This is a genomic window from Janthinobacterium sp. JF4 (assembly GCF_059617925.1).
Map to the genome: position 1 here is coordinate 1 of NZ_JCAQAV010000091.1, position 2,597 is coordinate 2,597.

Here is a 2,597-nt window from a genome sequence, read left to right on the forward strand (position 1 = left end):
CCGGCCAGCTTGCCCAATCCGACGGCGGAAGCGGCCTACACTGCGACCCTGACGGCGGCGGGCGGCACTGCGCCGTACAGTTATGCCGTGATTGGCGCCTTGCCCGCTGGCCTGAGCCTGAACGCCTCCACCGGCGTGCTGTCCGGCACGACGAACGTGGCGGGCAGTTTCCCGTTCAGCATCAAGGTCACGGACAGCAGCACGGGCGTGGGCGCGCCGTTCAGCGCCACCAACAGCTATACCCTGGCCGTCGCCGCGCCAGCTCTGAGCCTGACGCCGGCCAGCCTGGCGCCCATCCGCGCCGGCGACGCGTATAGCCAGACCTTCACGGCGGCCGGTGGCGTCGCGCCGTACGCGTATTCGCTGAGTAGCGGCGCCTTGCCTGCCGGCCTGGTGCTCGATGCGGCCAGCGGCGTATTGAGCGGCACACCGAGCGCGTTTGGCAGTTTCGCATTTACCATCAGCGCGGCGGACGCGCACCAGTTCACGGTGCAGCTGGCGTTGACCCTGCAGGTGAACCAGGCGCCGCCACCGGTGCCGAATGAAACGGCGACCACCTCGGCCAACCAGGAAGTGAGCCTGACGATTGCCTCCACCGATGGCAGCCCGATCACGGGCGTGACCATCGTCACGCCGCCGCAGCACGGGACGGTCACGGTGGTGTCGAGCGGTGCCTCGGCACGCATGGCGCGCGCCGTGGGCGCGAGCTTCAAGGTGACGTATGTGCCGAATGCCAACTATTTTGGTCCGGACGCCTTCAGCTACACGGCGACGGGCCCTGGCGGCACGTCCGCGCCGGCCACGGTCAGCGTGACGGTGGCGCCGCAGCCGGTGCCCGTGCCTGTCGCCAAGACGGCGACGGTACTGGCCGGCACGCCGGTGACGTTGAACGTGACGCAGGGCGCCACCGGTGGCCCGTTCACGGCGGTGGCGATTACCGCGCAACCGGCCAGCGGCACGGCCGTCGTCAATGGCATGGACATCGTCTACACGCCAGGCATCAACACCAGCGGCGACGTCAGCATCGGCTACACCGTGTCGAACGTGTTCGGCACCTCGGCGCCGGTGACGTCGACGATTGCCGTCAATCCGATGCCGCAGGTGACGAGCCAGAGCGTGACGGTGGTGGCCGGCCTGACGGCCAATGTTGACCTGACGGCGGGCGCCACGGGCGGCCTGTTCACGGCGGCCAATGTACTGAGCGTAGCGCCGGCGGAGGCGGGCAAGGCGGTGGTGCGCGACGTGGGCACGGCTGGCAAGCCGTCGTACCAGCTGAGCTTTGCGGCCTCGGGCAAGTTTGCCGGCGCAGCCGTCGTCAGCTACACCCTGAGCAATGCGTATGCCACCTCGAAACCGGGCCTGGTCAACGTGACGGTGACGGCGCGGCGCGACCCGTCGGTCGATCCGGAAGTGATCGGCCTGCAGGCGGCGCAAGCCGATGCGGCGCGGCGCTTCGCCAGCGCGCAGCTGTCGAACTTCACGCAGCGCCTGGAAAGCCTGCATGGCGACGGCTGGGGAAGGTCGAGCTTTGGCCTGAGCCTGACGCCGCCGAACGACAGCGGCAACCCGACGGCGGCGCTGGCGCGCTGGCAGGCGGACGAAGCGGACCGCGTGTTCGGCACGGCAGTGAAACCGTTCATGCGCAAGGCGGCGTTGCGCCAGCCTGACACTGGTTTCAGCAGCGAGCGGCAGCAGGCGGATGTCAGCCAGGCGACGAATGGCTTGCCGGACATGCCGCAAAAGCCGGACGCGCAGAAGCAGGCCTTGTCGCTGTGGCTCGGTGGCGCGGTGGACTTCGGCCAGCACTATGTGAATGGCCGCGAGACGGGCTTCCGTTTCCGCACCAATGGCGTGAGCGTGGGCGGCGATTACCGCCTGAGCGACCTGGCGACCCTGGGCGTGGGCGCCGGCTTCAGCCATGACCGCAGCGACGTGGGGCAGCACGGCAGCCGCAGCACGGCCGACAGCGCCGTGGCGGCCGTGTATGGCAGCCTGCGTCCGAGCAAGGGCGTCTTCCTTGACGGCGTGTTCGGCTACGGTACCTTGCAATACGACGCGTCGCGCTACCTGTCCGATGGCAGCGGTTTCGCCACGGGCGAGCGGGACGGTAAGCAGGTGTTCGGCGCGCTGGTGGGCGGCATGGAGATGCGCCATGAGACCTGGATGTGGTCGCCGTATGGCCGCGTGGAACTGATGTCGGCCAGGCTCGATCCGTACACGGAGAAGGCGGCGGGCATCAACGCGCTGAGCTACTTCAAGCAGACGGTGCGTTCGCGCATCGGCGCGCTGGGCGTGCGTGCCGAGGGCATCTATGTGGGCGGCCTGGGCACGTGGTTCCCGCGCGCGCGGCTCGAGTACCGGCACCAGTTCCAGGGCGCCGACGATGCGCGCCTGGCATATGCCGACCTGGTGGCCGACGGCCCCGTGTACGTGATCCGCACGGTGCCGCAGCAGACGGGCAACTGGACGGCTGGGCTGGGCGTGAAACTGCTGCTGTCGAATGGCATGACCATCACCTTGGACTACAACAGCAATCTGAACATCGATAGCGGACGCACCCAGTCGGTGATGTTCGGCATCGCCATGCCGCTCAGGTA

General features: G+C 68.6%; 1 protein-coding gene. It reads left to right on the top strand.

The features are described 5' to 3' along the window. Nucleotides 1-2,597, top strand: a 2,597-nt coding sequence (locus AC54AF_RS26965) for an autotransporter domain-containing protein (RefSeq protein WP_496639039.1), incomplete at both ends; no start/stop codon positions are given.